Below are 25,857 nucleotides of genomic sequence, written 5' to 3'. Positions count from 1 at the left end.
TCCGGCAGGACCAGCGGTAGATCAGACTGAACAATTGACCCAACATGATCGAACTCCATCGTTGATCATGAGGGCCAACACTAGCCCTCGTGTCTTTCCGGCCGTTTTCGCGGCTTGGGGAAAATGGCTTCGTCCGGGGCCTGCGTGATGTCTTCGGAACTGCTTTGACGACATCGCCTCACGGAGGTGTGAGCCCATCGCCGTGGGCAATCCCCGAGGTTGACGTCGGAATAATATCGGGATATCCCTGCATCCTATATACCGGGATATCCCGATAGTGGAGGCGAAATGGCCAAGCAAGAGCTTCCTGTCATGGAGCGAAACCGCTGCAACTGCGCGGCGCTGCGCAAGGCGTCGCGGCGCATGACGCTGTTCTACGATGCGGCGCTGGAGCCATCTGGCCTCCGCTCGACGCAATTCGCGATGTTGACTGAAATTCACCGCCGCGGCGACGCCGCGCCTTCCATCGGCGATCTCGCCGAGGCGCTGGTGATGGACCAGTCCACTATCGGCCAGAACCTGCGCCCGCTCCAACGCGACGGTCTCGTCACTCTGGAACGCGATGAAGCCGATCGCCGAAGCCGCCAGATCAAGCTGACGCGCGCGGGACGTTCGCGCCTTGCTGATGCACGACCGCTCTGGCTCGCGGCGCAGGAGAAGTTTGAAAACGGTTTCGGCAAGCGTGCCGCCGCCGAGCTGCGAAACCTGTTGGCGGAGATCGCCGGGGATCCGTCGCTGGTCCCCGAACGGGCTGAATCGCATCACCAAAAGGCATAAGCGATGAACAGTATTGAACGCGCCACCTTTGCCCGTGCGGTGCCGCTCGACGATCTCTCGCTGCGGCCAAAACCTCCCCGCCCGCCGACGTCGCCAAACCTGGTGCTGGCGATCGTCTGTGTCGGCATTTGCCTTGCCAATCTCGACCTCTTCATCGTCAACGTCGCGCTGCCCAGCATCGGGCAGGACTTCAAAGACGCCTCGCTCGACGACATGTCGTGGGTGCTCAACGGCTACGCCATCGCCTACGCGGCGCTACTGGTCTTCTTCGGCCGGCTGGCCGAGCGTCACCGCAGAAATCTCAGCTTCCTGCTCGGCGTCGGCCTCTTCACGGCGGCGTCGGCCGCCTGCGCGGCCGCCAGCAGCGTCGGGGTGCTGACCGCGTTTCGCATCGTGCAGGCCGCGGGCGCTGCATTGATGACGCCGACCTCGCTCGGTCTGCTGCTGGCGGTGTTCGCGCCGGAAAAACGCGGCGGCGCGGTGCGGACCTGGACGGCGATCGGCGGCCTCGCCGCGGCACTCGGACCAGTCGTCGGCGGCGTGCTCGTTGCGGTCAACTGGCGCTGGATCTTCTTCGTCAATGTCCCGATCGGTCTCGTTGCCATGGTGATCGGCTGGTGGAAGCTGCCGGAGATCGAAGGCCATGACGCGCCCCGGCCCAAATTTGTCGATGCAGTGCTGGTGACCGGCGGCATCGGCGCGCTCGTCTTCGCCATCGTCAAGGTCAGCGATTGGGGCTTTCGCGCACCCGCTATCGGCTACAGCTTTGCGGTCGCTGCCGTTCTGCTTGCACTGTTCGTCTGGCGCTGTCTTCGCCTCGAAAATCCCTTCGTCGATCCGGCGTTGTTTCGCATCCGTCCCTTCACCGGGGCCGCCTTGGTGATGGCGCCCTACTCGGCAGCCTTTGGCGCCATGCTGCTGTCGGTTGCGCTGTGGGAGCAGACAGCGTGGGGATGGTCGGCGTTGCAGACCGGGCTTGCGATCGCGCCGGGTCCACTGATGGTGCCGATCACCTCGCTGCTGTTTGCCGGGCGATTGATCGCGCGTTTCGGCGCCGCGCCCGTCGTGACCGCCGGCATCGTCATCTTCGCGGCCGGTCTGGTCGCCTGGGCAACCCTGATTGGAGCCGAGCCGCATCCGGCCTTCGTGATCCTGGGCATGATTCCGACCGGCATTGGCGTCGGCTTGACGTTTCCGACCTTGATGGGCGTCAGCGCCGCGGGCCTGCCGCCGTCGTCCTTCGCGACGGGCTCCGGCGTCATCAACATGATCCGCCAGGCTTCGCTCGCGGTGGGCGTTGCGATCTTCGTCGCCATGATCGGCTCGCCGTCATCCCTGCCGGAGCGCCTCGTCGCATTCCAGCGCGGATGGTGGGTGATGGTCGCGATCGTCGCGCTTGGCCTGCTGCCGACCTATCTCTACCTCAGGCAGAAGCCGAAGGCGCCATAACGGAGCGGTCAGAACATCTCGAAATATTCGCGATGCTCCCAATCCGTCACCTCCGACAGGAAGCGATCGATCTCGGCGTTCTTGATGTGGGTGTAATAATCGACGAACTCCGCGCCGAATTCTTCGCGGAAGAACGGATCATCCTTCAGCGCGGAGACCGCATCGCGCAAGGACTTCGGTAGCAGCGGCGCCTTGGTCTCGTAGGGCGTGTCGGCGGAGGGGCCGGGATCGAGCTTGCGGTCGACGCCGTCGAGACCTGCGAGGATCTGGGCGGCCATGTAGAGATAGGGATTCGCGGCGGGCTCGCCCACCCGGTTTTCCAGGCGCGTGGCGGCATCGCCGGCACCGCCGAGCACGCGGATCATCACGCCGCGATTGTCGCGGCCCCAGATCGCGCGGTCCGGCGCCAGCGAATAGGAGCGGTAGCGCTTGTAGCCGTTGATGGTCGGCGTGGTGAACACGGTGGCCGCGCGGGCGTGGTCGAGCAGGCCGGCGAGGTATGAGCGGCCGAATGCGCTGAGCGGCTCGCCGCCGTCTTTGGCCATGAACAGGTTTTCGCCGCTCGCGCGCGAGACGATCGACTGGTGCAGATGCCAGCCGCTTGCAAACAGGTTCGGCAGTTTCGGCCGGCACATGAAGGTGGCGTGATAGCCGTGCCGGCGCGCGATCTGCTTCACGGCGCTACGAAACAGCACCATGTTGTCGGCGGGCTCCAGGCCCTTCTTCGGCGCAAAGGTGAATTCGCACTGGCTCGGCCCAAACTCGACCTCGACCGAGCGCAACGGCAGCCCGAGCGCGACGATGTCGCGGCGCAGGATCTCCAGCACGGGCTCCATCTGGTCGAAGCGCTGCTCGGTCAGATATTGGTAGCCGTGAGAGAGCAGGCTCACCGACGGCGGCGTGCCCGGCTGTCCCGCGTCTTCGACGCGCATATGCGGGTCGTCGAGCTTGAAGATGTGGAATTCGACCTCGAGGCCCGCGACGAAATCGTGGCCGCGGCGGCCGAGCTCGTCGAGCGCCTTGCGATACAGCCCGCGCGTCGCGAATGGCACCGGTCGGCCGTCATTGAAGTAGAGGTCGCAGAGCACCCAGCCCGTCGCCGGCGCCCAGGGCAGCACGCGAAACGTGGTGGGATCGGCGACCATCAGCACGTCGGCCGCGCCCTCCATCTCCTTCATGCCGAAGCCGCCGCCCGCGGTGAACACCGGAAACACCGTGCGGTGCGAAGTGTCCTTGGCGAGCATGGTGGTGGTGATGGAGCAGCCGCTCTCCAGCGCCGCGATCGCCTCGGCGGCGATGATGGTCTTGCCGCGCAGAATGCCGTGCTGGTCGGGGAAGGCGAGGCGGATGACCTCGAGGTTCTTGTCCTCGACGATGCGGCGCATGCGCGCCGCGGCGTCTGTCTGCTCATCCGACCACAGCGCATGACGCGCGACGAAAGTCACTTGGCCACTCCCTCAACTGCCGTAGGGTGGGCAAAGCGAAGCGTGCCCACGATCTATATCCATCACGGAGAAATGGTGGGCACGGCGCGTTGCGCCTTTGCCCACCCTACGGCAGCGGTGCACGAACGTCACTCCGCCGCCGTCAGCCGGTGCACGTTGTCGGCGATCTCCTTCGGCACCGGCGCGGTCCAGGACGCGCCGCGGCGGCGCTTGACATCAACTTCCATCCAGTAGGTCTCCCAGCCGCGGGTCGGCCCGATGCCGTCCATCGTCGCCGGACCCTGGATGCTGCGCGCGTTGGCCTCATCCAGGAACAGCATTGGCTTCTCGCCGCCGCCGACCTTCTCGATCTCCTGCCGGAGCAGGCGGCGATATTGCACGATCGCCTTGTCGCTCGAACCGAGGTGCTCCTTGGTGCGGTCCTGGATCGCGCCCATCGATTCCACCGCCCATTGGTCGTGGACGTTGATGTCGTTGCCCATGCCGGTATAGGTCGCGGTCTGCTGCTCGTGCGGATCGAAGCCGTAATCGTTGCTGCGGTTCTTGCGCGACTTGTAGTCCGGCAGCTCGTAGAGCTCGAGCCGCTGCTCGCGCATCTTCTTCTTGTCGACCGGGTTCGAATAGCTGGTGAAGATTGCGTACCAGTAGCAGTTCTCGTCATCGACCGGCACGTGCCACTGGGTGATCGTCATCTCCGTGCTCATGGGAATGACGAAGCCGTGTGGAAAGAGCTGGTTGGTGACGCGCACATGGGTGCGCTCTTCGTCGATCTCGCGCAGCGCGATCAGCCGCAGGCCGTATTCGGTGTGCTCGACATTGATGATCGGGCGGTCGTATTCGCGCAGGATTTTTGTCATCGGCAGGTCGCTGCCGGCCGAGGCGCCGCGGAACTGTTTGCCGTAGGCGGTCGACGTGTCCTCGTCCTCGAAGAAGCGGTGCAGATAGGAGGCGTGCGCGGGATCGATGCCGACCTCCAGCGCCTGCAGCCAGTTGCAGGCCATGTGGCCCTTGAACGCGAACGTATGTGTGCCCGGTGCGACGAAGCAGTCGATCTCCGGGAAAGCCGGCGGTTCACCCTCGCCGAGATAAGCCCAGAGGATGCCGCTCTTCTCCACCACGGGATAGGAGCGCTGGCGGATGTTCTGGCAGAGTTTTGAATCCTTCGGCTCGGCCGGCGTCTCGATGCACTGGCCGGTCGCGTCGAACAGCCAGCCATGGAAGGCGCAGCGCAGGCCGCCATGTTCGAGCCGCCCGAAGGCGAGGTCGGCGCCGCGATGGGCGCAATGACGATCGATCAAGCCGTAGCGACCGCTCTCGTCGCGAAACAGCACCAGGTTTTCGCCGAGCAGTTTGACGGGACGGATCGGCCGCTCGCCCTCGAGCTCGTCGATCAGCGCCGCCGGCTGCCAGTAACTCCGCATCAGCTTGCCGCACGGGTCTTTCGGGCCGGTGCGGGTGATCAGGTCGTTCTGCTCCTGGCTCATCATGGCGGTCGCGTCCTTTTTCGTGAGGGGCGTTCTGTTCGCCTATTGAACGAATGGGCGAATTATGACATGCCTTGGATCGGCAGCAAGCACTATTTTGCAGGATTGTCCCAGGGATCATGCCCAAGCTGAAGCGGAGCGAGACTGACGAGCGCGCGACGGATTTCGTCGAAGCCCTCGATCGTGGCCTGCGCCTGTTGCAATGCTTCGGCACCAACTCCGGCCCGATGACCCTGAGCGATCTCGCTCGCGCTGCCGAGCTGCCGCGTGCGACTGCGCGGCGCATGCTGTTCACGCTCCAGCGCGGCGGTTTTGTCAGTGGCGACGGAAAACTGTTCTCGCTGACGCCGCATGTGCTGACGCTGGCGGCATCCTATCTGCGCTCCAACCAGCTCATCACGGTGTTGCAGCCGGTGCTCGATCGCGTTGCGACCGCGGCGAACGAAATCTCCTCGCTCGCGGTGCTCGACGGGGATGATGTCGTCTTCATCGCACGCAGCAGCCCGGCGCGGATGTTTTCGGGCGGCCTCGAAATCGGCTACCGTCTGCCGGCCTTCTGCACCTCGGTCGGCCGCGCCATGCTCGGCCAGCTCGACGATGCCGATCTCGCCGCCCGCCTCAAGACCATGAAGCGCGAGGCACTGACGCCGCAGACGGAGACCGATCCCAAGGCATTGCTCGCGCGGATCGCCAATGACCGCGCGCAAGGCTATTCGCTGGTCGACCGCGAGGCCGAACCGCATTTCCGCTCGATCTCGGTTCCGGTGCGCCGCTACGACGACGTGATCGTCGCCGCCATCAACATGGGCGCCCATGTCGATCGCGTCCCGGCGCAGGAGTTGATCGGGCGTTTCTTACCACTGTTGCGCGAAGGCGCGGACTCCGTGCGTTCGCAATTGCTGTAGTGCCGTAACCGGTCGCCCGGGGGGAGCGCCGCGCTACCCGGGAATGTATTGCAGGACCCCCGGATGTCGCTTCGCTGATCCGGGCTGCGGGCCTATAATCTGCTCCACACACCAGATCAGGGAGCACGCCATGCAACACACCATGGTTCCCAGTGATCGCGTCGAGCACGTCGCCGTTTATGGGTGCGATGGCTCGAAGCTCGGCACGATCGAACGATTGATGCTCGACAAGGTAAGCGGAACGGTCGCCTACGCCATCATCAAGACCGGCAGGTTGCTCGGGACGCATCATCACTATCCCGTGCAATGGAGCGCGCTGAAATATGATCCGGGACGTCAGGCCTTCCAGGTCGAACTGACGCCGGAGCAATTGAGCAGCGGCCCCTGCGAGTTTGATGGCGATGAATTCGACTGGGGCGACCGCTCGCCGCCGTATCAGCATCCGAACTACTGGTCGATCTGAGGCCGCGAATTCCGGTGCCCATGCGACATCGCGACCGCCTCACTTGGTCGCGGTGCGCGAGCGCGCCTGCTGTGTCAAAAGGCAAAAATGCCGCATGACACACCTCTCATCGCCACCATCGTCGTCGGACTTGGACTAGCCTTCGTACTTGGAACAATCGCGCAGCGGTTCCGCATTCCGCCGCTGGTCGGATATCTGCTCGCCGGTGTTGCGGTCGGTCCGTTCACGCCGGGCTTCGTCGCCGACCAGGCGCTTGCCACCGAGTTGTCGGAGCTCGGAATTATCCTGCTGATGTTCGGTGTCGGTCTGCATTTCTCGCTGCAGGATCTGCTCAGCGTCCGCAACATCGCCGTGCCCGGCGCCGTCGTGCAGATCGCGGTCGCGACCTTGATGGGGCTCGGCCTTGCCCTGCTGATGGGCTGGAGCGCCAGCGCCGGCCTCGTGTTCGGCCTCGCTCTGTCGGTGGCGAGCACCGTGGTGCTGCTGCGCGCGCTGCAGGAGCGGCGCCTGATGGAGACCGATCGCGGCCGCATCGCCGTCGGCTGGCTGATCGTCGAGGACCTCGCGATGGTGCTCGTGCTGGTGCTGTTTCCGGCGATCGCGAGCCTTCAGGGCGGCCATGGCGGCAAGCCGACGTTCGAGCCGCTGGCCGCGCAGCTCGGTCTCGGGCTTGCCGGCGTGGTGATGCTGACGATCGTCAAGATCGTCGCGTTCATCGGCCTGATGCTGGTGGTGGGCCGCCGGGTGATTCCCTGGATTCTGCACTACATCGCCCATACCGGCTCGCGCGAGCTGTTCCGCCTTGCCGTGCTGGCCATCGCGCTGTGCATCGCCTTCGGCGCGACGAAGCTGTTCGACGTCTCGCTGGCGCTCGGGGCGTTCTTCGCCGGCATGATGCTGCGGGAATCGCCGCTCAGCGCGCGCGCCGCGCAGGAATCGCTGCCGCTGCGCGATGCTTTCGCCGTGCTGTTCTTTGTCTCGGTCGGCATGATGTTCGATCCGATGAGCGTGGTCCGCGAGCCCTGGCCGCTGCTGGCGACGCTTGCGATCATCATGCTCGGCAAATCGCTTGCCGCGTTCCTGATTGTGGTGCTGTTCCGGCATCCGGTCGCGACCGCCCTGACGATCTCCGCAAGCCTGTCGCAGATCGGAGAGTTCTCCTTCATCCTGGCCGAGCTCGGCGTCGCCTCGCAGATCCTGCCGAGCGACGGCCGCGACCTGATCATGGCCGGCGCGATCCTCTCCATCATGCTCAACCCGCTGATGTTCGCGGCCGCCACCTGGCTCGCGCCGCTGCTTGAACCGAGGCGGGATACGCTGCAAGTCGCGGCCGCCGTGCCTGAGCCGATCCGCGCCACCGATCTTGCCGACCATACGATCGTGATCGGCTATGGCCGCGTCGGCGCCCTGGTCGGCGATGCCTTGAAGCAGCGGCAATTGCCGTTCCTGGTCGCCGAGGTCGGTGAGAGCGCGCTCGAGAAGCTCAAGCGGGGCGGCATCGAGACCATCATTGGCAATGCCGCGCAGCCCGAGATCCTCGGCGCCACAAATCCGGCGCGGGCACGGCATCTGGTCATCGCGATCCCCGAAGCGTTCGAGGCGGGGCAGATCGTGCAGCAGGCGCGCGCGGCCAATCCGGATCTCCGCATCATCGCGCGTGCGCATGCGGATGCCGAGGTCGATCACCTCAGGGGATTGGGGGCTGACGTCGTCATCATGGGCGAGCGGGAAATCGCGCGCGGCATGATCGAGGAGCTGGAGAGGAGAGTTCCGGATGCTGCCCAGCAAGATCCCCGCGCATTCGCGGTCGGTTCGGTCGTATGACCTGATCACGCCGGCGGGCCGGATCTACCGATTCCCGCCGCCGTCCCTGTTACAGCAGTTGTTGCGATGGGCGCTCGCGCATGCGGAGACGGTCGCGATCTCCGCGGCGATCCTGGCGTTGATCTATGTCGCGGGCTTTGCGGCCGAGGTGCTGGATCGCTCGGGGTTCGATGCGTGCAATGATGGCGGGCGCAGGGTTGGTTAGCCCTATCGTCCTTCCGCCTCGCGCTCCATGTCGCGGCCCGAAAGATCCTCGCCCTGCATGTTGGCGTAGTCGCGCGCCATCTCGCGCATGAGGAATTTCGCCGGCACGTCGTGATAGGTGCCGCGGTCGTTGACATATTGCATGTAGGCGCGGCCTTCGCCGTCGAAGGGATGCAGCAGCGCATCGGTGTGGCCGTCGAAATCGAGCGGCGCCACGCCGACCTTGGCGCAGAGTGTGTCGTTGAAGGTCGGCGTCGCCTTGCGCCAGGCGCCGTCGACATGCACTTCCGTAAAGCCGTGCCAGGTGAAGATGTCCGTGCCCATGCTCGCCCGCAGCTTTTCCGTGGTGAGATGGTTCTTCACGTCCGCAAAGCCGACCCGGGCGGGAATGCCGTGGACGCGGCAGGCGGCGGCATAGAGCGAAGCCTTGCCGACGCAATAGCCCTGACCCGCGGCAAGCACGCTCGACGCGCGAAACGTCTCGGCGACGCGCATGCTGACGTAAGGGTTATAGCGGATGCCGTCGCGCACCGCCTTGTACAGCACGCTCGCCTTCTCGCGGGCGCTGGCGTCCCCGCGTACCGCCGTTTCGGCGAATTGCTGCACGGCGGGATGATCGCTGTCGATGTACTCGCCTGGATCGGTGTAGAGGCGGCGGAGGGTATCGGGAAGGATGTCGGTCATGGCGCGAGTTTAGCAGCCGGCTTTGATCTAGCTCAATTTCGTTGGTTGCAGGCCGCCCATGCTCGCTGCACTGCGCCGTCACCGCTTGCGTCGAGCCGCTATCGCTTTTGCAGGCGGCGATGCTGCGCTAGGTTGAGGGAACCGGCGAGGGGGAGTGGCAGCATGCTGAGATGGTGTGCCCATTGCCAGCAATTCATGGGCGAGATGCCGCCGCACGCGGATCTCGGCATCACACATGGGCTGTGCCGGAAGTGCGCGGGCGAACAGCCGGATCTGCTCAGCGGCGATGAATATGCCCATGCGGTCGCGTTGCGGGACATCTTTCAGTCGCTGTTCTCGGCCGGACGCAGGAACGATTTCGCTGCGGCGGGGCCGCTGATCGACAACGCCATCGCTGCCCATTGCCGGCCGGTCGACATTCTCATCGGCATGATCGCGCCAATGCTCTACGAGATCGGCAACGCCTGGGAGAACGGCACCCTCACCGTCGAAGGCGAGCATGAATTCACCGCTTACGCCGAGCGCGTGATCGATCTGGTTGAAGCGAGGATGCGTTTGGCCTGGTCAAGGCCGGCGCGCGCCGGCGGTGACGGCTGCTTCTTTCTGATGAATGCGCCGGGCAACATCCATGTGGTGGGCATTCGTATTCTCGGCCTCTGGCTCCAGAACCAGGGGTGGCGAACGCGGCACGTCGACGACCGTACGGTGCTCGATGCGCTGTCCGAGTCGGCGATGGAGGGTGAGCCCAAGACGCTGCTGGTCTCGATCGCGCTTCCCGATCAGTACGATGCCGTCGCCGCCCTCGTTGAACGCGTCCAGGCATTGCCGGCGCCGAGCCGTCCGGACATTGTGCTTGGCGGCTACGCGGTCAAGACGGGGTTGGTGCCGCGGACCCCGGGTGTGAAGCTTGCCCCCGACATCAACGCGCTCGGTCTCGACTAGTACCTCGTCACACTGATTATGACTGGTTGATTCCGAGCCAGTTCAGGATGGGCAGGTCTTTCGGAGCCACGAGGATTTGGATGCTTCGAGCGACGCCGGGTTGGCGCCGAATGAGACCATTTCGTTCGAGGGTCACGATCATCTGGTGGACCGAAGGCGGGCTGACTTGAAAGTGGCGCTGCATGTCGGTCTCGGCGGGCGGGCGTCGGAACATGTGCGCGTAGGTGTAGATGAAGGCCAGGTACTGGCCCTGCTTTTCGGTGAAGCCTTGAGGGCTGAGGCTGCGAGCGGCGCCTGATTTTCGATTCATTTGTCGATTCGTCCGGTCCTCCGACAAGGAGGTCGCGATGAATGTACGTTATCGGGTCGAATTGAGCCAAGCCGAACGCTGTGAACTCACCGCGATGTTGAGCAAGGGCAAGCGGGCTGCCCGCAAGCTCAAGCGCGCCCAGATATTGCTGGCGGCCGATGCCGGCCGCAGCGATGAAGAGATTGCCCGCGCCGTGGCGGTGGGCGGTTCCACCGTGTACCGGACCAAACGGCGCTTCGTGGAAGGCAATCTGGAGCGGGCGCTGAGCGAGGATCCGCGTCCAGGCGCGGAGCGCAAGCTCACCGGCAAGGAGGAAGCCCTGCTGGTGGCAACGGCTTGCGCAACCCCTCCCGAGGGTCGCGCCCGCTGGACGCTGGAGCTTTTGGCCGACGCCATGGTCAGGCTCACCGACCACGAGAGCCTGTCGGGCGAGACGGTGCGCCGGCGGCTGGCCGAAAACGGCCTCAAGCCGTGGCGCAAGGATATGTGGTGCATTCCAAAGGTCGATGGCGAATATGTCGCCCGCATGGAAGACGTGCTCGACCTATATGCCGAGGCGCCTGATCCCGACCGGCCGGTGGTCTGCTTCGACGAGAGCCCGGTCCAGCTCATCGGCGAGGTTCGCGAGCCGATCCCCGCCGAGCCGGGCCAACTCGAACGTTACGATTGCGAGTATCGCCGCAACGGCACCGTCAATCTCTTCGTCTGCATCGACGTGCATCGGCCATGGCGCAAAGTCAAAGTCACAGAGCGACGGGCGGCAGAAGATTACGCCCAGTGCATGCGCGAACTCGTCGATGTTCATTATCCCGACGCCGGGTGCATCCGCGTCGTGCAGGACAATCTGTCGACCCACTCCGTAGGCTCCCTCTATGAGGCATTCGCGCCTGACGAAGCCCGGCGAATTCTGCGCCGCCTGGAGTTCCACTACACCCCAAAGCACGCCAGTTGGCTCAACATGGTCGAGATCGAGATCGGCGTGCTCCGCGGTCAGTGCCTCGACCGCAGGATCGACGACCCAAACTGGCTCCGCCGCGAAATCGCCGCATGGGAGAAACAACGAAATGCCGCTGGCGCCCGCATCAAATGGATGTTCACGACCGAAAAAGCCCGCGCCAAAATGGGCCGCGCCTATCCCGCAACGTCCAAAGAGTCACAATCACTGTGACGAGCTACTAGCCGCGATTGCGCATCCAGTCGGCAAGGCCGGATATGGCCTTGTCGAGGTCCCGTCGCGCATCGACGTCAGTGACGGTCTCCTCCATCGCACCGCGCATGCAGAGCAGCCACGCATCGCGCTCGGCGTCGCCGATGGCAAAGCCGATATGCCGCTGCCGCAATCGCGGATGGCCCTTCTCCGGCGTGTAGAGTTTTGGACCGCCTGTCCATTCCGTGAGGTAGCGCTTCAGCACGTCCCTGATCAGGCCGAGGTCGTCCGCATGCATCGCGCGGATGATGGTTGCTTCCGGCAGCGTATCCATGCGGTCGTAGAAGCGGTCGACCAACAGGTCGATCGTGGCACGGCCGCCGATCCGCTCGAACATGGAGGTGGTGACGTCGCTGGAGGTCATTGCGGGTCCCAAAGTTTACCGTCGGGCTTGCATATAGTGTCACTGCGGCGCGCCCACAAACTCCGCTGTCGTCCCGGACAAGCGAAGCGCAGATCCGGGACCCATAACCACAGGGCGCGGTTTGACGAAGATTAGTCGTTCGGGATTGGCAGCGCGCGCAATCGATGGATCACGCGGTATGGGTCCCTGCGTTCGCAGGGACGACAGTGGAATGCGTTGCGCTGGATCGCCCTACAGCGCCACGCTCCGCAATCCAAAACTCCGCGCTTCGTTCTGCAGCACCGGCCGCACCGCATCGATCAGCCTTGCGGCTGCTGCATCGACCGATAGCCCCGCCGTATCCACCACTGCCGTCGCGCGCGCGTAGAGCGGCTCGCGGCTGAGCAGGATGTTGCGCAGCTCGGCCATCGCAGAGCGGTCATCCGCCATCGGACGCAGATCGCCCTGGCGCCGGACGCGGGCCATGTGTTCTTCGGGCTCGGCCTTCAGCCAGATCGTGTAGAACGACGACAGGATCTGGTCGAAGGTCAGCGGCTCCGAGACGATACCGCCGCCGGTCGCCAGCACCATCAGCTCGTTGCGTGCGAGCAGCTGCTGCAGCGCGGCCTGCTCCATGCGGCGGAAGCCTTCCTGGCCGTAGAGTGCGATGATCTCGGCGACCGAGAGGCCGTTCTGCTGCTCGACCTCCTTGTTGAGCTCGACAAAGCTCCAGCCGATCTTCTTCGCCAGCATTCTTCCCAGCGTCGATTTGCCGGCGCCGCGCAGGCCGATCAGCGCGATGCCGCAGAACGGCGCGCGCCGCGGCGCCGAGGCGCTGCCGCCGGCGAGCAGATCCTTGGCCTGGGCGATCTGCGCCGGTGTAGCCTTGCGCAAGAGATCGCGAAACATCTGCCAGTCCGGCGTCGGATCGGCGCTAGGAAGCAGGTCCTCGAGATGCGCGCCCATCGCATCGGAGACGCGGCGCAGCAGGACGATGGAGACATTGCCCTTGCCGCTTTCGAGCTGCGCGATGTAGCGCTCCGAAATTCCTGATACCTTGGCGAGCACCTTGCGCGACATGCCGCGCAGCGCGCGCATGGTGCGCACGCGCTGGCCGAGCTGTTCGAGAAAGCGGGATTCTGCGTCGGGACTGTCGGTCATGAGCCTTCTTTACAGGAGGTCCTGCGGCGCGTTTTAATGAAACATAATGCCTGCTGGCATTGACAGCAAGCTGTCACAGTGTCTTTCTATGAATTATAATTCTAAATTCGGGGGAGACGACCGTGAGCGAGGGATCCTACAACGCGGTGACCTGGCTGCTCGACCGTAACGTCGAGGAGGGCCGGGGCGACAAGCTCGTCTTCGACGACACCGTCTCGCGGCTGACCTATGGCGAGCTCCAGTGCGAGACCCGCCGCGCCGCCAACATGCTGCGCCGGCTCGGCGTCCGCCGCGAAGAGCGCGTCGCGATGATCATGCTGGATACGATCGATTTCCCGATCGTGTTCCTGGGCGCGATCCGCGCCGGCGTCGTGCCGGTGCCGCTCAACACGCTGCTGACCGCGGACCAGTACGCCTACATCCTCGCCGATTGCCGCGCGCGCGTGCTGTTCGTGTCCGAAGCGCTCTATCCCGTCATCAAGGATGTCGTCGGCCGTATGCCCGATCTCGAGCATGTCGTGGTCTCCGGCGCCAAGCAGAACGGGCACAAGCAGCTCGCGGAAGAGATCTCGGGCGAGAGCGATCAGTTCACCACGGCCGTGACGCATCCCGACGAGCCGGCATTCTGGCTCTATTCGTCGGGCTCGACCGGCATGCCCAAGGGCGTGCGCCACATCCACTCGAACATGCAGGCGACCGCCGACACCTATGCCAAGCAGGTGCTCGGCATTCGCCAGAACGATGTCGGCCTCTCCGCCGCAAAGCTGTTCTTCGCCTATGGCCTCGGCAACGCGCTGACCTTCCCGATGTCGGTCGGCGCCACGACCATTCTGAACAGCGAGCGGCCGACGCCGGCACGGATGTTCGACCTGATGAACCGCTACAACCCGTCGATCTTCTACGGCGTGCCGACGCTGTTCGCGGCGATGCTGAACGACGAGACCATGAAGAGCGAGCGCGGCGGCAAGTCCTTGCGCATCTGCACCTCGGCCGGCGAGGCGCTGCCCGAGTCCGTCGGCAACAGCTGGAAATCGCGCTTCGGCGTCGACATTCTCGATGGCGTCGGCTCGACCGAGCTGTTGCACATCTTCCTCTCGAATGCGCCCGGTGACATCAAATACGGCTCCTCCGGCAAGCCGGTGCCGGGCTACGCGGTGCGGCTCGTCAACGAGGCTGGCCAGGATGTGGCCGACGGCGAGGTCGGCGAGCTCCTGGTCGATGCGCCCTCGGCCGGCGAGGGCTACTGGAACCAGCGCCACAAGAGCCGGCGCACGTTTGAGGGCCCATGGACCCGCACCGGCGACAAGTATGTCCGCGACACCGATGGCCGCTACACCTTCTGCGGCCGCGCCGATGACATGTTCAAGGTCTCCGGCATCTGGGTCTCGCCGTTCGAGGTCGAGAGCGCGCTGATCACGCATCCCGCGGTGCTCGAGGCCGCTGTGGTACCCGAGGCCGATCCGGAAGGCCTGTTGAAGCCGAAGGCCTTCGTCGTGTTGCGCCCCGGTGCGAAGACGAGCGACCTGCAGGAGATGCTGAAGGAGCACGTCAAGCAGAAGATCGGCCCGTGGAAATATCCGCGCTGGATCGACGTGGTGGACTCGCTCCCGAAGACGGCGACGGGGAAGATCCAGCGGTTCAAATTGCGCGAGGGCGCGAGTTGATAATGCGGCAAACTCCGCTGCGCTCCCTCCCCCCTTGCGGGGGAGGGCGGGGGAGAGGGGTAGCCCAGCAAACGGTCTTCATTGTCGCGCGCGTTTTCTTCGTCACACTGGGAGTCCCCGTGTGACACCCCTCTCCCTAGCCCTCCCCCGCAAGGGGGGAGGGGACGACTGAGTCCGTCGAAGCATCTTGTCCGATCCGCTGAAAGAAGATTGCAAATGACCAACCTCACCCCCACCGGCTTCCTCAGCATCGGCACCGCCAGCCTCGAGTACAAATGGCTGGCGCCGCAGTCAGCCGACGCACCCACCATCGTCATGCTGCACGAGGGCCTCGGCTCCGTCGGCTTGTGGGGCGACTTTCCGGAGAAGCTTCAGCAGGCCACCGGTGCCGGCATCTTCGCCTATTCGCGTGCGGGCTACGGCCAGTCGAGCCCAGTGACGCTGCCGCGGCCGCTCGACTACATGCAGCGCGAGGCGCTCGAGGTGCTGCCGAAAGTGCTGGACGCCATTCCCTTCAAGCGCGGCCTGTTGCTCGGCCATTCCGACGGCGGCTCGATTGCGGCGATCTATGCCGGTTCACATCAGGACAATCGCCTGCAAGGCATCGCGCTGATCGCGCCGCATTTCATCGTCGAGGACGTCTCGGTGAAGTCCATCGCCGCGATCAAGACCACCTATGAGACCACCGATCTCAAGGCGAAGCTCGCGCGCTGGCACAAGGACGTCGACAACGCCTTTTACGGCTGGAACGGCGCCTGGCTCGACCCGAAATTCCGCGATTGGGATATCTCGGAATATCTGGCCTACATCCGCGTTCCTGTCCTGGTCGTGCAAGGAAGGGATGACCAATATGGGACGCTGCGGCAGGTCGAAATCGCGCAGGAAGAGTGCTATTGTCCGGTAGATTTGAAAATTATTTCAGACGCGGGCCATTCCCCGCATCGTGAAGCGCCCGGAGCGACGCTTGACGCAATTGAGCAATTTGCAAAAGCGGCCCTGCGCGACGATCAGGGACTCGGGGTCCGCGCCGCATGATCATGCGGAGGCACATCCATGAATGTGCCTTCACATGTGGACGGCCAATTGCCGTGGCCGCGCTGGGCCTATGTGCCTGGCGAGACCGGCCACGTCGACGCGGATTACCAGACGCTCGACATGGCCAAGGCGTTGGTGCCCCCGGCGTTCCGTGGTTACGTGCCGGCACGCCATCCGGCGCTCCGTTACGGCCTCGCGCTGAACGACCGCGGCTATTTCTGGGAGTCGCAGGAGGTGCTGGAGGCGCTGTGGGCGGGAGCCCCGCAAGGCGGCCGCGAGCGCATTCTGCTGCGGGCCTGCATCCATGTCGCCAACGCCAATCTGCGGCTGCGCATGCAGAAGGCGCATTCGGCCGCGCGCCTGTTTGGGGATGCGCTCACCGAACTGCGTGCGCTGACCTCCCGCAAGGCGGCCCCGGCCGGCGACGGCTTCGTCGAGAGCTTTCCAGTGCCGGCGCTGGCAGCCTCGCTCCAGGCCAAGCTCGGCCGCGCCCAGCTCACCAAGGCCGATTGGATCGGGCTCGGCGCCATTGTGCGGTCCCAGGCGCCTTTATGAAACAAAGTGCATGTATGGGCGATTAAGGACTAGACGCGCTCAATAACATGCACTATTGTGCATCTAACGGTAAAACCAGGACGAGCTCAAGGGTGGCCCATGGCCGGGGAAGATCGGCGCCTCGCAGGCGGCGCGACATTCATCGATTTCCAGACCGAACCGTCCCGCTACAAGCACTGGAAGCTGGCGGTCGATGGTGACGTCGCGACGCTGACCATGGACGTCGACGAGAACGGCGGCCTGTTCGAGGGCTATCTGCTCAAGCTCAATTCCTACGACCTCGGCGTCGACATCGAGCTGGCCGACGTAGTGCAGCGGCTACGCTTCGAGCACCCCGAGGTGAAGGTCGTGGTGATGCGCTCGGCCAAGAACCGCGTGTTCTGCGCCGGCGCCAACATCCGCATGCTCGCGGGCTCGACCCACGCCCACAAGGTGAACTTCTGCAAGTTCACCAACGAGACCCGCAACGGCATGGAAGACTCGTCCGAGAATTCCGGCCAGCGCTTCATCACGGTGGTGAACGGCTCGGCGGCCGGCGGCGGCTATGAGCTCGCGCTCGCCACCGATCACATCATCCTCGCCGACGACGGCGCATCTGCTGTTGCGCTGCCCGAAGTGCCGCTGCTCGCGGTGCTGCCGGGCACCGGCGGGCTGACGCGTGTCGTCGACAAGCGCAAGGTGCGCCGCGATCACGCCGATTTCTTCTGCACCATCGAGGAAGGCGTGAAGGGCAAGCGCGCGGTGCAGTGGCGCCTCGTCGACGAGATCGCGCCGAACTCCAAGCTCGAGGCCAAGATCGTCGAGCGCGCCAAGGAATTCGCAGGCAAGTCGAAGCGTGCCGGCAGCGGCAAGGGCATCGCGCTTTCCCCGCTCAGGCGCACGATCGACGAGACCAGCATCCGCTACGGCTTCGTCACCGTCGATATCGACCGCGCCGCGCGCATCGCCACCATTTCGATCAAGGCGCCGGAGGCGGCAGCCCCCGCCGACATCGACGGCATGATGGCGCAGGGCGCGTCGTTCTGGCCGCTGCAGGTGGCGCGCGAGCTCGACGACGCCATCCTGCATTTGCGCATCAACGAACTCGAGATCGCGATGCTGGTGTTCAAGAGCCATGGCGACCGCGCCCATGTGCTCGCCAGCGACGCCTTCCTCGAAGCCAACAAGGCGCACTGGCTGGTCAACGAGATCCGGCACTATTGGAAGCGCGTGCTCAAGCGCATCGACGTCACCTCGCGCACGCTGGTGACGCTGGTCGAACCCGGCTCGTGCTTCGCCGGCACGCTTGCCGAGCTCGTGTTCGCGGCAGATCGCTCCTACATGCTGATCGGCGCGCGCCAGGGCGACAACCAGCCGCCGCCGTCGATCGAATTGTCGGCGATGAACTTCGGCCCGTATCCGATGAGCCACGGCCTGACGCGGCTGGAGTCGCGCTTCCAGGCCGACCCGGCGGATGTGGAACGCGCGGAAGCCACACTTGGCACCTCGCTCGACGCCGAGCAGGCGGAAGAGCTTGGTCTCGTCACCTTCGCGCTCGACGATATCGACTGGGACGACGAGGTCCGCGTGTTCCTCGAGGAACGCGCCAGCTTCTCGCCCGACAGTCTCACCGGCATGGAAGCGAGCCTGCGCTTCGTCGGCCCCGAGACGATGGAATCAAAAATCTTCGCGCGCCTGACCGCCTGGCAGAACTGGATCTTCCAGCGCCCCAACGCCGTCGGCGAGGAAGGCGCACTGCGCCGCTACGGCAGCGGCCAGAAGCCGAAATTCGATATGACGCGGGTTTAAGGAGAAGCACGGCCATGAACATGAACATCATGAACGTCGACTACTCGACCAAGATTCCGAACAACGTGAATCTCGCCGAAGACCGCCAGGTGCTGAAGGCGCTGGAAGGCTGGCATCCCGGCTACATGGATTGGTGGAGCGACATGGGGCCGGAAGGTTTCCAGGAATCGCTGGTGTACTTGCGCACCGCGTATTCGGTCGATCCGCGCGGCTGGGCCAAGTTCGATTACGTGCGCATGCCCGACTATCGCTGGGGCATTCTGCTTGCGCCGCAGGAAGAGAACCGCGTCGTTCCGTTCGGCGAGCACTATGGCGAGCCGGCCTGGCAGGAAGTCCCGGGCGAATATCGCGCCATGCTGCGCCGCCTGATCGTGATCCAGGGCGACACCGAGCCGGCCTCGGTCGAGCAGCAGCGCCATCTCGGCAAGACCGCGCCCTCGCTCTACGACATGCGCAATCTGTTCCAGGTCAATGTCGAGGAAGGCCGTCACCTCTGGGCGATGGTCTACCTGCTGCAGAAATATTTCGGCCGCGACGGTCGCGAGGAAGCCGATGATTTGCTGCGCCGTCGCTCCGGCGATGCCGACGCGCCGCGCATGCTGGGCGCCTTCAACGAGGCGACGCCGGACTGGCTGTCCTTCTTCATGTTCACCTACTTCACCGATCGCGACGGCAAGATGCAGCTGCATTCGCTGGCGCAGTCGGGCTTCGATCCGCTGTCGCGCACCTGCCGCTTCATGCTCACGGAAGAAGCGCACCACATGTTCGTCGGCGAGACCGGCATCACCCGCGTCGTGCAGCGCACTTGCGATGCGATGCGCGAAGCCGGCATCACGGACCCGACCGACATCGCCAAGGTCCGTGCGCTTGGCGTGATCGATCTGCCGACCATCCAGAAGAAGCTCAACCTGCACTACACGCTGTCGCTCGATCTGTTCGGCTCGGAAGTTTCGACCAACGCCGCCAACGCCTTCAACACCGGCATCAAGGGGCGCTATCACGAGACGCAGATCGACGACGATCACCAGCTCAAGAACGCCACCTATCCGGTGCTCAAGTTCATCAACGGCGAGATCAAGCTGGTCGACGAGCCGGCGCTGACCGCGCTCAACATGCGCCTGCGCGACGATTACAGCCAGGACTGCGTCAAGGGCATGCTGCGCTGGAACAAGGTGATCTCGACCGCCGGCTACGACTTCAAGCTGACGCTGCCGAACGTCGCCTTCCACCGCCATATCGGCGAGTTCAAGGACGTGCACGCGACGCCCGACGGCATTTTGATCGACGATGCCACCTGGGCCAAGCGCAAGGACGACTGGCTGCCCTCGACCGCCGACGGCGACTTCATCACGTCGCTGATGCAGCCCGTCACGGAGACCGGCAAGTTCGCGTCATGGATCTCGCCGCCGAAGGTGGGTATCGACAACAAGCCGGGCGATTTCGAATACGTGAAGATCGAGTCGTAAGCGTCAGGTCGACGCTCGCGCCAAAAATTCCGCTGTCGTCCCGGCGAAAGCCGGGACCCATAACCACAGGGAGTTAATTGGCGAAGGTTCGTCGTTCGGTGCTCATACCGATCGCAATCGATGGATTCCGCGGTATGGGTCCCGGCTTTCGCCGGGACGACACCGCGTGTGACGCAGCCCTTACCCCGCGATCTCCAATCCCGCATTCGCGTACACCACGCCGCCATCGACCGCGATGGTGTTGCCGACGACGTAATCTCCCGCACGCGAGGCGAGGTAGATCGCGACGCCCGCCATGTCCTCGTCGGTGCCGATGCGCCGCGACGGAATGCGTTTTGCCACTTCGTCCGAATGGTCGCGCGCGGCGCGGTTCATGTCGGACTTGAACGCGCCCGGTGCGATCGCGGTGACGTTGATGTTGTCCTTGATCAGCTTCGTCGCCATGCGCCGGGTCAGATGGATCACCGCGGCCTTGCTCGCGGCGTAGGAATAGGTCTCGCCCGGATTGACGAAGATACCGTCGACGGAGGCGATGTTGATGACCTTGGCGGGCCGCTCGTGCGAGGCCGCCGCGCGCAGCGGCTTGGCCAGCGCCTTGGTCAGGAAGAACAGCGATTTGACATTGAGGTCCATCACCTTGTCCCAGCCGCTTTCGGGGAATTCGTCGAACTCCGCACCCCAGGCCGCACCGGCATTGTTGACGAGGATGTCGAGCTTCGGCTCCAGCCTGATGATTTCGGACGCGAGCTTGTTGCAGCCTTCGACGGTCGAGATGTCGATCGGCAGGGCAATGCATTCGCCGTCATATTGCGCCGAGAGCTCTTTCGCCGTGGCTTCGCACGGGCCGGCCTTGCGCGCGGTGATGTAGACCTTCGCAGCGCCGGCGCCGAGGTATCCGGCTGCGATCATCTTGCCGATGCCGCGCGAGCCGCCGGTCACGAGTGCGATGCGGCCTTTGAGCGAAAACAGATCGTTGGACATGGTGCCTCCCTTGGTTGGCGCCGTTTTGAGCGCCGTGGGGAGGGGAGTCAAGGAATGCGCTGAGATCGGAGTGTGGCGCGCGGCGGTTCAAAAAAACTCGGTGTCGTCCCCGCGAAGGCGGGGACCCATAACCACAGGGAGTGGTTTGGCGAAGACTCGTTGTTCGGTACGCCTACCGACATCAATCGATAAATTCCGCGGTATGGGCCCCGGCCTTCGCCGGGACGACAGCGGAGGCCTATGCCGCGGCAAACCGGCGAAGGCCGTTCCACATCGCGGTCGCGGCGCCCGAGGTCAGCACCGGCAGAATGCGCGCGTCCTGGTAGTTGCCGTTGAGCGAGACGCGCGGCAGCGCGGTCATGTGGCCGGCGTTCTCTGCGAACAGCATGCCGGGCCGTGTCGTCACTGCGGTCTTGAAGCCGGCGGATGCGGCCAGCGTGAATTCGCGCTCGCCCGCGGCTTCGCGATCGCCATAGGGATAGGCGAGATGCAGCACCTCGCGGTCCAGTGCGGTCTCGATCCGCACCCGGCTGACGGCCATCTCCTGTGCGGCGATCGCCTCGCTCTGCTTGGCGAGATTGCAATGGCTGATGGTGTGGGCGCCGATCGTGACCAGCGGGTCGGCCGCGAGCCGCTTCACCTCGTCCCAGGACAGGCAGAGGCTGCGGCACAGCGCTTCCATGTCGACACCATGCGTCGCGCAGAGTGCTTCGATCTCGCGCTTCAGATCGTGCTCGCCAGGAAGGGCGCGGAGCCAGTCGTGCAGGCGGTCGAACGCCGCCTGCTTCGTCGCCGGCGTGCTTGCATCGAGCCGCAGCGCGGAATGGCCGAGCTGCACGTCGACCTGCTCGGCCCTGGCGATGACGGCCTCGAGCGCGGCCCACCACAGCCGCCCGGTGCCCTCGGCGAAGTCGCTGGTCACGTAGATGGTCGCGGGCGCGTCAAATTCGCGCAGCACCGGCAACGCGTGGTCGTGGTTGTCGCGGTAGCCGTCGTCGAAGGTGAAGGCGGCGAAGCGGCGGTCGAAGCGGCCTTGCAGCAGCCGTTCGTGCAGCTCGTCCATGCTGACGATGTCGATTTCGCGTGACCGCAGATGGCACAGCGTCGCGCGCAGGAAGTCGGGGGTAACCTCGAGATGCCGGTTCGGCTGGAACGCGCCCGCACGGGCCGGCCGCACATGGTGCAGCATGAAAATGGCGCCGACGCCCGACAGCAGCGGGCGCAGCAGATGGTGCGCCCCGCTGAAATAGAGTGCTCCCAGCCCGGCGCGAATGACGTTGTTACGGAGTTGTTTCATGACCGGCTGGCCGACCCCTGGGCATTCCGCCCTCAACTTAGGGTGTGACCCTTGAAGAAAAAGTTATTCCAATTGTCCACGCGGGGTCCCCGAAAGCGCCCCATTTCCGGTTTGACAGCCTGCCAAGGGTTTGTTTTGTCTCCGGTTCCAGAGTTCGGGTCGTCGAATGCAGATGCTTTTCAGGTGGGCCAGCAAATGGTGGCCGGGGTTGATTCCCCTGGCCGTCATGTGGGGATTTGCGGCCTGGAATAACACTTTGCCGGTTGAGGCCGACCTGTCGGCCCGCAGCTCGGCCGCGCTCAAGGACACCGTCCTGGACAAGACCCGGATCGCCGTGGACGGCCGCGACGTCAGCCTGGCCGCCGACGCCTTCTCCGAGGAGGGCCGCCGCGACGCCGTGACCACGGTCGAGATGGTTCCCGGGGTGCGGCTGGTCGATGACCAGACCCGCCTGGTTCCCGAAGCAAAGCCCTTCGTCTGGAGTGCCGAGCGCGACGTGGTGCGGGTGACGCTGTCGGGCTCCGCGCCGCTGCCGTCGATGAAGGCGCGCCTCACAGAAGCCGCGCGAAAAGAGGTCAACGGGACCGAGGTCGCCGATCAGATGGGCCTGGCCCGCGGCGCGCCGGCGCGGTTCGAGGCGGCCGCGATGCTGCTGCTCGACCAGATCGGCAAGCTGAAGGACGGCAAGATCACGATCACGGACACCAAGGTCAATCTGTCGGGCATGGCGCGCGATCTCGGCGGCCGCGAAGCGATTGCGGCTGCACTGAAGAACCTGCCCGAGGGCTTTACGATCGCCGCCAACGAGATCAAGGCGCCGCCCTACATCTTCCAGGCCTACAAGGATCCGGTCGCCGCCACCGTGACGCTGACCGGCTACGTGCCCGACAACAGCGTGCATGCCGCTATCGCGACCAGCGCGTCGCGAAAATTCTTCACCGAGAAGGTCGTCGACAATCTCAAGGCCAGCATCGGCGCGCCCGGCTCCTTCAACACCGCGGTGGTCGCAGCGCTCGGCGCGCTGTCGCGGCTGTCGACCGGCACGCTGGTGGTGTCGGATCGCGAGGTGAAGCTGTCGGGCGATGCGTTGTATGAAGGTGCGGCCAACGACATCCGCGCGGGGCTCGGCAAGGACTTTCCGAAAAACTGGCTCTACAAGCCCGAAATCACCGTGAAGCCCGCGGCCGGGCCGGTCGACGGCACCGTCTGCCAGCAATTGTTCTCGGAGCTGCTCGCCAAGGGCAAGATCCGCTTCGCCACCAAGCGCGCCGACATCGATCCCGACTCCGCCGGCATTCTCGATCATCTGATCGAGACGGCGCTGCGGTGTCCCACCACCAATATCGAGGTCGCGGGCCACACCGATGCCGACGGCGAGGATTCGTTCAACCAGGCGCTGTCGGAGAAGCGCGCGCAGGCGGTGATCGATTATCTGGTCAAAGCCGGGCTTCCCGCGGACCGCTTCACCGCGGTCGGTTACGGCAGCACGCAGCCCGTCGCCGGCAACGACACCGACGACGGCAAGGCGCAAAACCGCCGCATCGAATTTCTGGTGAGGTGACGATGCCCTATCTCGTCTCGTTTCATATGGGCTGGCTGATCGGCGCGGCACTGCTGGGTTTCTGCATGGGCTGGATCTCGGTGGTCCAGCGCGGCAACGGCACCTCGAAGGTGACCGCGCGCTGGCTCGCGGTGTTCGTCGCGGCCTTGGTCGCAGCCTCGTTCGCGCATGTGGTCCCGGGCCGCTTCGGCTACTGGCTCGACCTCGGCCTGGTCCTGTTCGCCTGCTACCTCGTCGGCTGCACCATCGGCGCATGGCTGCGCTATTGGGTGGTCTCGCGGAGCCAGCCCGCGGCCTGAACCGCGGTCCGCCGCCGGAGCGAACGAGCGTCTCAAATTCCGATAACTGACTGATCGGTAAGCAGATCGCCGAGGGAGTAAGTCAGTGCTTGACAATAATACGTACGTACGTATTATTTTGTTCATGCCAAAGCCATCGCTTAAAGACGCCATCCTCGATGCCGGCCTGAAGGTCATGTTCCGGACCGGCTATCACGGCACCAGCGTGCGCGACGTCACCGCCGCGGCGGGCGCGCCGCAGGGGTCCTTCACCAACCATTTCCGCTCCAAGGAGGCATTCGCCTCCGAGGTGCTCGACCGCTATTTCGACGTCACCAGGGGGCTGGTCGCCGAGGCTCTCGACGACGCCTCCCTGACGCCACGGGCGCGGCTGCGGCGCTATCTCGACATCATCACCGGCCGGCTCGAGGCTGACGGATACGGCCGCGGCTGCCTGATTGGCGATCTCAGCCTGGAGGCATCAGGCAGCAGCGAGCTGCTGCGTGCGCGTCTCGCGGCGATCTTCGCCGAATGGCGCGCGCCATTCGCCGCCTGCATCAGGGATGCCCAGACCAGCGGCGAGATCGCATCCGATTTCGAGCCTGACGAGCTTGCCGACTTCCTGCTCGCGTCCTGGCAGGGCGCGATCCTGCGCATGAAGGTCGACCGCAATCCGAAGGCACTCGAGCGCTTCAAGACCATCGCATTCCAAACCGTGTTCAGGGAGACGACGACATGAGCAAGCCGACCGAGATCGAGATTCGCCTGGCGCCGGTGCTGGGCAGCACAATCGCCTATCGCGAGACAGGCGCGGAGGACGCACCGGTCGCGCTGTTCCTGCACGGCAATCCGACCTCGTCGCACATCTGGCGCAACATTCTGCCGCTGGTGTCGCCGGTCGCGCGATGCATCGCGCCCGACCTCATCGGCTTCGGCCAGTCCGGCAAGCCCGACATCGCCTACCGCTTCTTCGATCACGTCCGCTATCTCGATGCCTTCATCGAACAGCGCGGCATCAAATCGGCCTATCTCGTCGCGCAGGATTGGGGCACGGCGCTGGCCTTTCATCTCGCCGCGCGCCGGCCGGACCTCATGCGCGGCCTGGCCTTCATGGAGTTCATCCGCCCGATGCCGAGCTGGCAGGACTTTCACCACACCGACCGCGCCGACGAGCAGGACCACGCCGAGGCGGCGAGGGCGGCGTTTCGCAAGTTCAGGACGCCGGGCGAGGGCGAAGCCATGATCCTCGAGGCCAACGCGTTCGTCGAGCGCGTGCTGCCCGGCGGCATCGTTCGCAAGCTCGGCGATGACGAGATGGCGCCTTATCGCGCGCCGTTCCCGACGCCGGAGAGCCGTCGCCCGGTTCTTGCGCTTCCGCGCGAGCTGCCGATCGCCGGCGAGCCCGCCGATGTCTATGTGGCACTCCAATCCGCGCATGCGGCGCTGGCCGCATCATCCTATCCAAAGCTGCTGTTCTCGGGCGAGCCCGGTGCGCTGGTCGCGCCGGAATTCGCCGAGACGTTTGCGGCGTCGCTGAAGCATTGCGCGCATGTTCGTCTCGGCGCCGGGCTGCACTTCCTTCAGGAGGATCACCCCGAGGCAATCGGCCGCTCCGTCGCCGGCTGGATTGCCGGCATCGAGGCGGTGCGTCCGCAACTTGCGGCCTGAGCAGGCCGCTCCCTGCGAACGGCAAGCTCCCCGCCGGCCCCGCGCCGGCGGACGCCGCGACCGCGCCTCCCTCCGTGATGCCGCGGTGCAACCGAATATCAGGGACCTGGCCTCAGCCGCGCGATTGCCGCGCGGCCATTTGTGCCGCCGCCGACTGTCGCGGCTCACCCCTCTTTCAACAGGCCGGCGGCGCCCATAGATTGATTTCGACTTAAGGCGTGACGGAACATTGACCGGTCGAAATCATCAAAACTTCATGGCCCCTGCGCAGGATTGCCATGGAGATTCGCGTCAGCCCTGCCGCCGAAAGCGCCAAACCGTGCACCTTCAGCCCGCAAACCTGCCTAAAATATTGAAGGCACGTGA

Annotated in this window: 25 protein-coding genes; 17 read left to right on the top strand and 8 right to left on the bottom strand. The window is 64.8% G+C overall.

The genetic code is table 11. The annotated features are described in order from the left end of the window. Positions 1–288: 288 nt before the first annotated feature. Together NLM31_RS41805 and NLM31_RS41800 are read left to right on the top strand one after the other, a co-directional pair. Positions 289–777: a MarR family winged helix-turn-helix transcriptional regulator gene (locus tag NLM31_RS41805; protein ID WP_254195979.1), complete on the top strand. Its 489-nt coding sequence runs from the start codon at positions 289–291 to the stop codon at positions 775–777. A 3-nt stretch (positions 778–780) separates the two neighbouring features. Then, positions 781–2,226: an MFS transporter gene (locus NLM31_RS41800; protein WP_254195978.1), complete on the top strand. Its 1,446-nt coding sequence runs from the start codon at positions 781–783 to the stop codon at positions 2,224–2,226. A gap of 8 nt (positions 2,227–2,234) precedes the next feature. On the opposite strand, the gene NLM31_RS41795 is transcribed toward NLM31_RS41800, so the two are convergent. Continuing rightward, positions 2,235–3,671, bottom strand: a complete 1,437-nt coding sequence (locus tag NLM31_RS41795) for a glutamine synthetase family protein (RefSeq protein WP_254134966.1) — start codon at positions 3,669–3,671, stop codon at positions 2,235–2,237. Between the two features lie 128 nt (positions 3,672–3,799). Next, positions 3,800–5,158, bottom strand: coding sequence for an aromatic ring-hydroxylating dioxygenase subunit alpha (locus NLM31_RS41790; protein WP_254134965.1), 1,359 nt, complete (start codon positions 5,156–5,158; stop codon positions 3,800–3,802). A 116-nt stretch (positions 5,159–5,274) separates the two neighbouring features. Between NLM31_RS41790 and NLM31_RS41785 the strand changes: the two genes are divergently transcribed. The 4 genes from NLM31_RS41785 (at position 5,275) to NLM31_RS41770 (ending at position 8,552) form a co-directional block, all read left to right on the top strand. Then, positions 5,275–6,060, top strand: a complete 786-nt coding sequence (locus NLM31_RS41785) for an IclR family transcriptional regulator C-terminal domain-containing protein (RefSeq protein ID WP_254134964.1) — start codon at positions 5,275–5,277, stop codon at positions 6,058–6,060. Positions 6,061–6,190: 130 nt separating this feature from the next. Then, a complete protein-coding gene (locus tag NLM31_RS41780) occupies positions 6,191–6,523 on the top strand; it encodes a PRC-barrel domain-containing protein (protein WP_254134963.1) in 333 nt (110 codons plus the stop codon). 87 nt (positions 6,524–6,610) lie between these two features. Further along, positions 6,611–8,347, top strand: a complete 1,737-nt coding sequence (ybaL, locus tag NLM31_RS41775) for a YbaL family putative K(+) efflux transporter (RefSeq protein WP_254195977.1) — start codon at positions 6,611–6,613, stop codon at positions 8,345–8,347. Further along, complete coding sequence (locus NLM31_RS41770; RefSeq protein ID WP_254195976.1) at positions 8,298–8,552, top strand: hypothetical protein; 255 nt, start codon at positions 8,298–8,300, stop codon at positions 8,550–8,552. Before ybaL ends, NLM31_RS41770 begins: the two co-directional genes overlap by 50 nt. Positions 8,553–8,554: 2 nt before the next feature. Here NLM31_RS41770 and NLM31_RS41765 read toward each other — a convergent pair whose 3' ends face one another. After that, complete coding sequence (locus tag NLM31_RS41765) at positions 8,555–9,235, bottom strand: transglutaminase family protein (protein ID WP_254195975.1); 681 nt, start codon at positions 9,233–9,235, stop codon at positions 8,555–8,557. A 162-nt stretch (positions 9,236–9,397) separates the two neighbouring features. Between NLM31_RS41765 and NLM31_RS41760 the strand changes: the two genes are divergently transcribed. Next, positions 9,398–10,177, top strand: a complete 780-nt coding sequence (locus tag NLM31_RS41760) for a B12-binding domain-containing protein (RefSeq protein ID WP_254195974.1) — start codon at positions 9,398–9,400, stop codon at positions 10,175–10,177. 16 nt (positions 10,178–10,193) lie between these two features. On the opposite strand, the gene NLM31_RS41755 is transcribed toward NLM31_RS41760, so the two are convergent. Then, the gene (locus NLM31_RS41755) at positions 10,194–10,487 is read right to left on the bottom strand and encodes a LexA family transcriptional regulator (RefSeq protein ID WP_254128687.1); all 294 of its coding nucleotides are present in this window, start codon (positions 10,485–10,487) and stop codon (positions 10,194–10,196) included. A gap of 37 nt (positions 10,488–10,524) precedes the next feature. Here NLM31_RS41755 and NLM31_RS41750 point away from each other — a divergent pair, with 37 nt between their 5' ends. Beyond that, positions 10,525–11,655: an IS630 family transposase gene (locus tag NLM31_RS41750; protein ID WP_254191295.1), complete on the top strand. Its 1,131-nt coding sequence runs from the start codon at positions 10,525–10,527 to the stop codon at positions 11,653–11,655. Between the two features lie 7 nt (positions 11,656–11,662). On the opposite strand, the gene NLM31_RS41745 is transcribed toward NLM31_RS41750, so the two are convergent. Next, on the bottom strand, positions 11,663–12,058 hold the full coding sequence (locus tag NLM31_RS41745) for a group II truncated hemoglobin (RefSeq protein ID WP_254195973.1): 396 nt from the start codon (positions 12,056–12,058) through the stop codon (positions 11,663–11,665). Between the two features lie 231 nt (positions 12,059–12,289). Continuing rightward, positions 12,290–13,198: a helix-turn-helix transcriptional regulator gene (locus NLM31_RS41740; RefSeq protein ID WP_200471348.1), complete on the bottom strand. Its 909-nt coding sequence runs from the start codon at positions 13,196–13,198 to the stop codon at positions 12,290–12,292. 122 nt (positions 13,199–13,320) lie between these two features. On the opposite strand from NLM31_RS41740, the gene NLM31_RS41735 reads away from it, so the two are divergent. From NLM31_RS41735 to boxB, 5 genes are all read left to right on the top strand, one after another. Beyond that, entirely contained in the window at positions 13,321–14,862 is a 1,542-nt protein-coding gene (locus tag NLM31_RS41735) for a benzoate-CoA ligase family protein (protein WP_254195972.1), read from the top strand. 216 nt (positions 14,863–15,078) lie between these two features. Beyond that, positions 15,079–15,897, top strand: a complete 819-nt coding sequence (locus NLM31_RS41730) for an alpha/beta fold hydrolase (protein ID WP_254195971.1) — start codon at positions 15,079–15,081, stop codon at positions 15,895–15,897. An 18-nt stretch (positions 15,898–15,915) separates the two neighbouring features. Then, positions 15,916–16,452 carry a DUF309 domain-containing protein gene (locus NLM31_RS41725; protein ID WP_254195970.1) on the top strand — a complete coding sequence of 179 codons (537 nt, stop codon included), beginning with the start codon at positions 15,916–15,918 and terminating at the stop codon, positions 16,450–16,452. 99 nt (positions 16,453–16,551) lie between these two features. Then, a complete protein-coding gene (gene boxC / locus NLM31_RS41720) occupies positions 16,552–18,240 on the top strand; it encodes a 2,3-epoxybenzoyl-CoA dihydrolase (RefSeq protein ID WP_254195969.1) in 1,689 nt (562 codons plus the stop codon). Between the two features lie 14 nt (positions 18,241–18,254). Continuing rightward, positions 18,255–19,706: a benzoyl-CoA 2,3-epoxidase subunit BoxB gene (gene boxB / locus NLM31_RS41715; protein ID WP_254195968.1), complete on the top strand. Its 1,452-nt coding sequence runs from the start codon at positions 18,255–18,257 to the stop codon at positions 19,704–19,706. A 180-nt stretch (positions 19,707–19,886) separates the two neighbouring features. On the opposite strand, the gene NLM31_RS41710 is transcribed toward boxB, so the two are convergent. Both NLM31_RS41710 and NLM31_RS41705 read right to left on the bottom strand, forming a co-directional pair. Further along, positions 19,887–20,687 (bottom strand): SDR family oxidoreductase, encoded by an 801-nt coding sequence (locus tag NLM31_RS41710; RefSeq protein WP_254195967.1) that lies wholly within the window; start codon positions 20,685–20,687, stop codon positions 19,887–19,889. A 238-nt stretch (positions 20,688–20,925) separates the two neighbouring features. Beyond that, positions 20,926–21,984 (bottom strand): polysaccharide deacetylase family protein, encoded by a 1,059-nt coding sequence (locus tag NLM31_RS41705; RefSeq protein ID WP_254195966.1) that lies wholly within the window; start codon positions 21,982–21,984, stop codon positions 20,926–20,928. 166 nt (positions 21,985–22,150) lie between these two features. On the opposite strand from NLM31_RS41705, the gene NLM31_RS41700 reads away from it, so the two are divergent. The 4 genes from NLM31_RS41700 to NLM31_RS41685 all read left to right on the top strand — a co-directional run bounded on the left by NLM31_RS41700 (position 22,151) and on the right by NLM31_RS41685 (position 25,491). Continuing rightward, positions 22,151–23,545, top strand: a complete 1,395-nt coding sequence (locus NLM31_RS41700) for an OmpA family protein (protein ID WP_254195965.1) — start codon at positions 22,151–22,153, stop codon at positions 23,543–23,545. A 2-nt stretch (positions 23,546–23,547) separates the two neighbouring features. After that, the gene (locus NLM31_RS41695; RefSeq protein ID WP_254195964.1) at positions 23,548–23,844 is read left to right on the top strand and encodes a hypothetical protein; all 297 of its coding nucleotides are present in this window, start codon (positions 23,548–23,550) and stop codon (positions 23,842–23,844) included. Positions 23,845–23,968: 124 nt separating this feature from the next. After that, positions 23,969–24,562, top strand: coding sequence for a TetR/AcrR family transcriptional regulator (locus NLM31_RS41690; protein WP_254195963.1), 594 nt, complete (start codon positions 23,969–23,971; stop codon positions 24,560–24,562). Further along, positions 24,559–25,491 carry a haloalkane dehalogenase gene (locus NLM31_RS41685; RefSeq protein WP_254195962.1) on the top strand — a complete coding sequence of 311 codons (933 nt, stop codon included), beginning with the start codon at positions 24,559–24,561 and terminating at the stop codon, positions 25,489–25,491. The genes NLM31_RS41690 and NLM31_RS41685 overlap by 4 nt, the downstream gene beginning before the upstream one ends. Positions 25,492–25,857: the final 366 nt, after the last annotated feature.

Origin of the sequence: Bradyrhizobium sp. CCGUVB4N, from assembly GCF_024199945.1 — a bacterium.
Classification (GTDB): Bacteria; Pseudomonadota; Alphaproteobacteria; order Rhizobiales; family Xanthobacteraceae; genus Bradyrhizobium.
This window is presented reverse-complemented; position numbering and strand designations above follow the sequence as displayed.

Excerpts from the sequence above, each read along its gene's own strand:
- NLM31_RS41690 (WP_254195963.1), top strand. The coding sequence starts at position 23,969 with ATGCCAAAGCCATCGCTTAAAGACGCCATCCTCGATGCCGGCCTGAAG.
- NLM31_RS41755 (WP_254128687.1), bottom strand. The coding sequence starts at position 10,487 with ATGAATCGAAAATCAGGCGCCGCTCGCAGCCTCAGCCCTCAAGGCTTC.
- NLM31_RS41805 (WP_254195979.1), top strand. The coding sequence starts at position 289 with ATGGCCAAGCAAGAGCTTCCTGTCATGGAGCGAAACCGCTGCAACTGC.
- NLM31_RS41695 (WP_254195964.1), top strand. The coding sequence starts at position 23,548 with ATGCCCTATCTCGTCTCGTTTCATATGGGCTGGCTGATCGGCGCGGCA.
- NLM31_RS41785 (WP_254134964.1), top strand. The coding sequence starts at position 5,275 with ATGCCCAAGCTGAAGCGGAGCGAGACTGACGAGCGCGCGACGGATTTC.
- NLM31_RS41685 (WP_254195962.1), top strand. The coding sequence starts at position 24,559 with ATGAGCAAGCCGACCGAGATCGAGATTCGCCTGGCGCCGGTGCTGGGC.
- NLM31_RS41705 (WP_254195966.1), bottom strand. The coding sequence starts at position 21,984 with ATGAAACAACTCCGTAACAACGTCATTCGCGCCGGGCTGGGAGCACTC.
- NLM31_RS41745 (WP_254195973.1), bottom strand. The coding sequence starts at position 12,058 with ATGACCTCCAGCGACGTCACCACCTCCATGTTCGAGCGGATCGGCGGC.
- NLM31_RS41725 (WP_254195970.1), top strand. The coding sequence starts at position 15,916 with ATGAATGTGCCTTCACATGTGGACGGCCAATTGCCGTGGCCGCGCTGG.
- NLM31_RS41750 (WP_254191295.1), top strand. The coding sequence starts at position 10,525 with ATGAATGTACGTTATCGGGTCGAATTGAGCCAAGCCGAACGCTGTGAA.
- NLM31_RS41700 (WP_254195965.1), top strand. The coding sequence starts at position 22,151 with ATGCAGATGCTTTTCAGGTGGGCCAGCAAATGGTGGCCGGGGTTGATT.
- boxC (WP_254195969.1), top strand. The coding sequence starts at position 16,552 with ATGGCCGGGGAAGATCGGCGCCTCGCAGGCGGCGCGACATTCATCGAT.
- NLM31_RS41800 (WP_254195978.1), top strand. The coding sequence starts at position 781 with ATGAACAGTATTGAACGCGCCACCTTTGCCCGTGCGGTGCCGCTCGAC.
- NLM31_RS41730 (WP_254195971.1), top strand. The coding sequence starts at position 15,079 with ATGACCAACCTCACCCCCACCGGCTTCCTCAGCATCGGCACCGCCAGC.
- NLM31_RS41770 (WP_254195976.1), top strand. The coding sequence starts at position 8,298 with ATGCTGCCCAGCAAGATCCCCGCGCATTCGCGGTCGGTTCGGTCGTAT.
- boxB (WP_254195968.1), top strand. The coding sequence starts at position 18,255 with ATGAACATGAACATCATGAACGTCGACTACTCGACCAAGATTCCGAAC.
- ybaL (WP_254195977.1), top strand. The coding sequence starts at position 6,611 with ATGCCGCATGACACACCTCTCATCGCCACCATCGTCGTCGGACTTGGA.
- NLM31_RS41710 (WP_254195967.1), bottom strand. The coding sequence starts at position 20,687 with ATGTCCAACGATCTGTTTTCGCTCAAAGGCCGCATCGCACTCGTGACC.
- NLM31_RS41790 (WP_254134965.1), bottom strand. The coding sequence starts at position 5,158 with ATGATGAGCCAGGAGCAGAACGACCTGATCACCCGCACCGGCCCGAAA.
- NLM31_RS41765 (WP_254195975.1), bottom strand. The coding sequence starts at position 9,235 with ATGACCGACATCCTTCCCGATACCCTCCGCCGCCTCTACACCGATCCA.
- NLM31_RS41780 (WP_254134963.1), top strand. The coding sequence starts at position 6,191 with ATGCAACACACCATGGTTCCCAGTGATCGCGTCGAGCACGTCGCCGTT.
- NLM31_RS41740 (WP_200471348.1), bottom strand. The coding sequence starts at position 13,198 with ATGACCGACAGTCCCGACGCAGAATCCCGCTTTCTCGAACAGCTCGGC.
- NLM31_RS41760 (WP_254195974.1), top strand. The coding sequence starts at position 9,398 with ATGCTGAGATGGTGTGCCCATTGCCAGCAATTCATGGGCGAGATGCCG.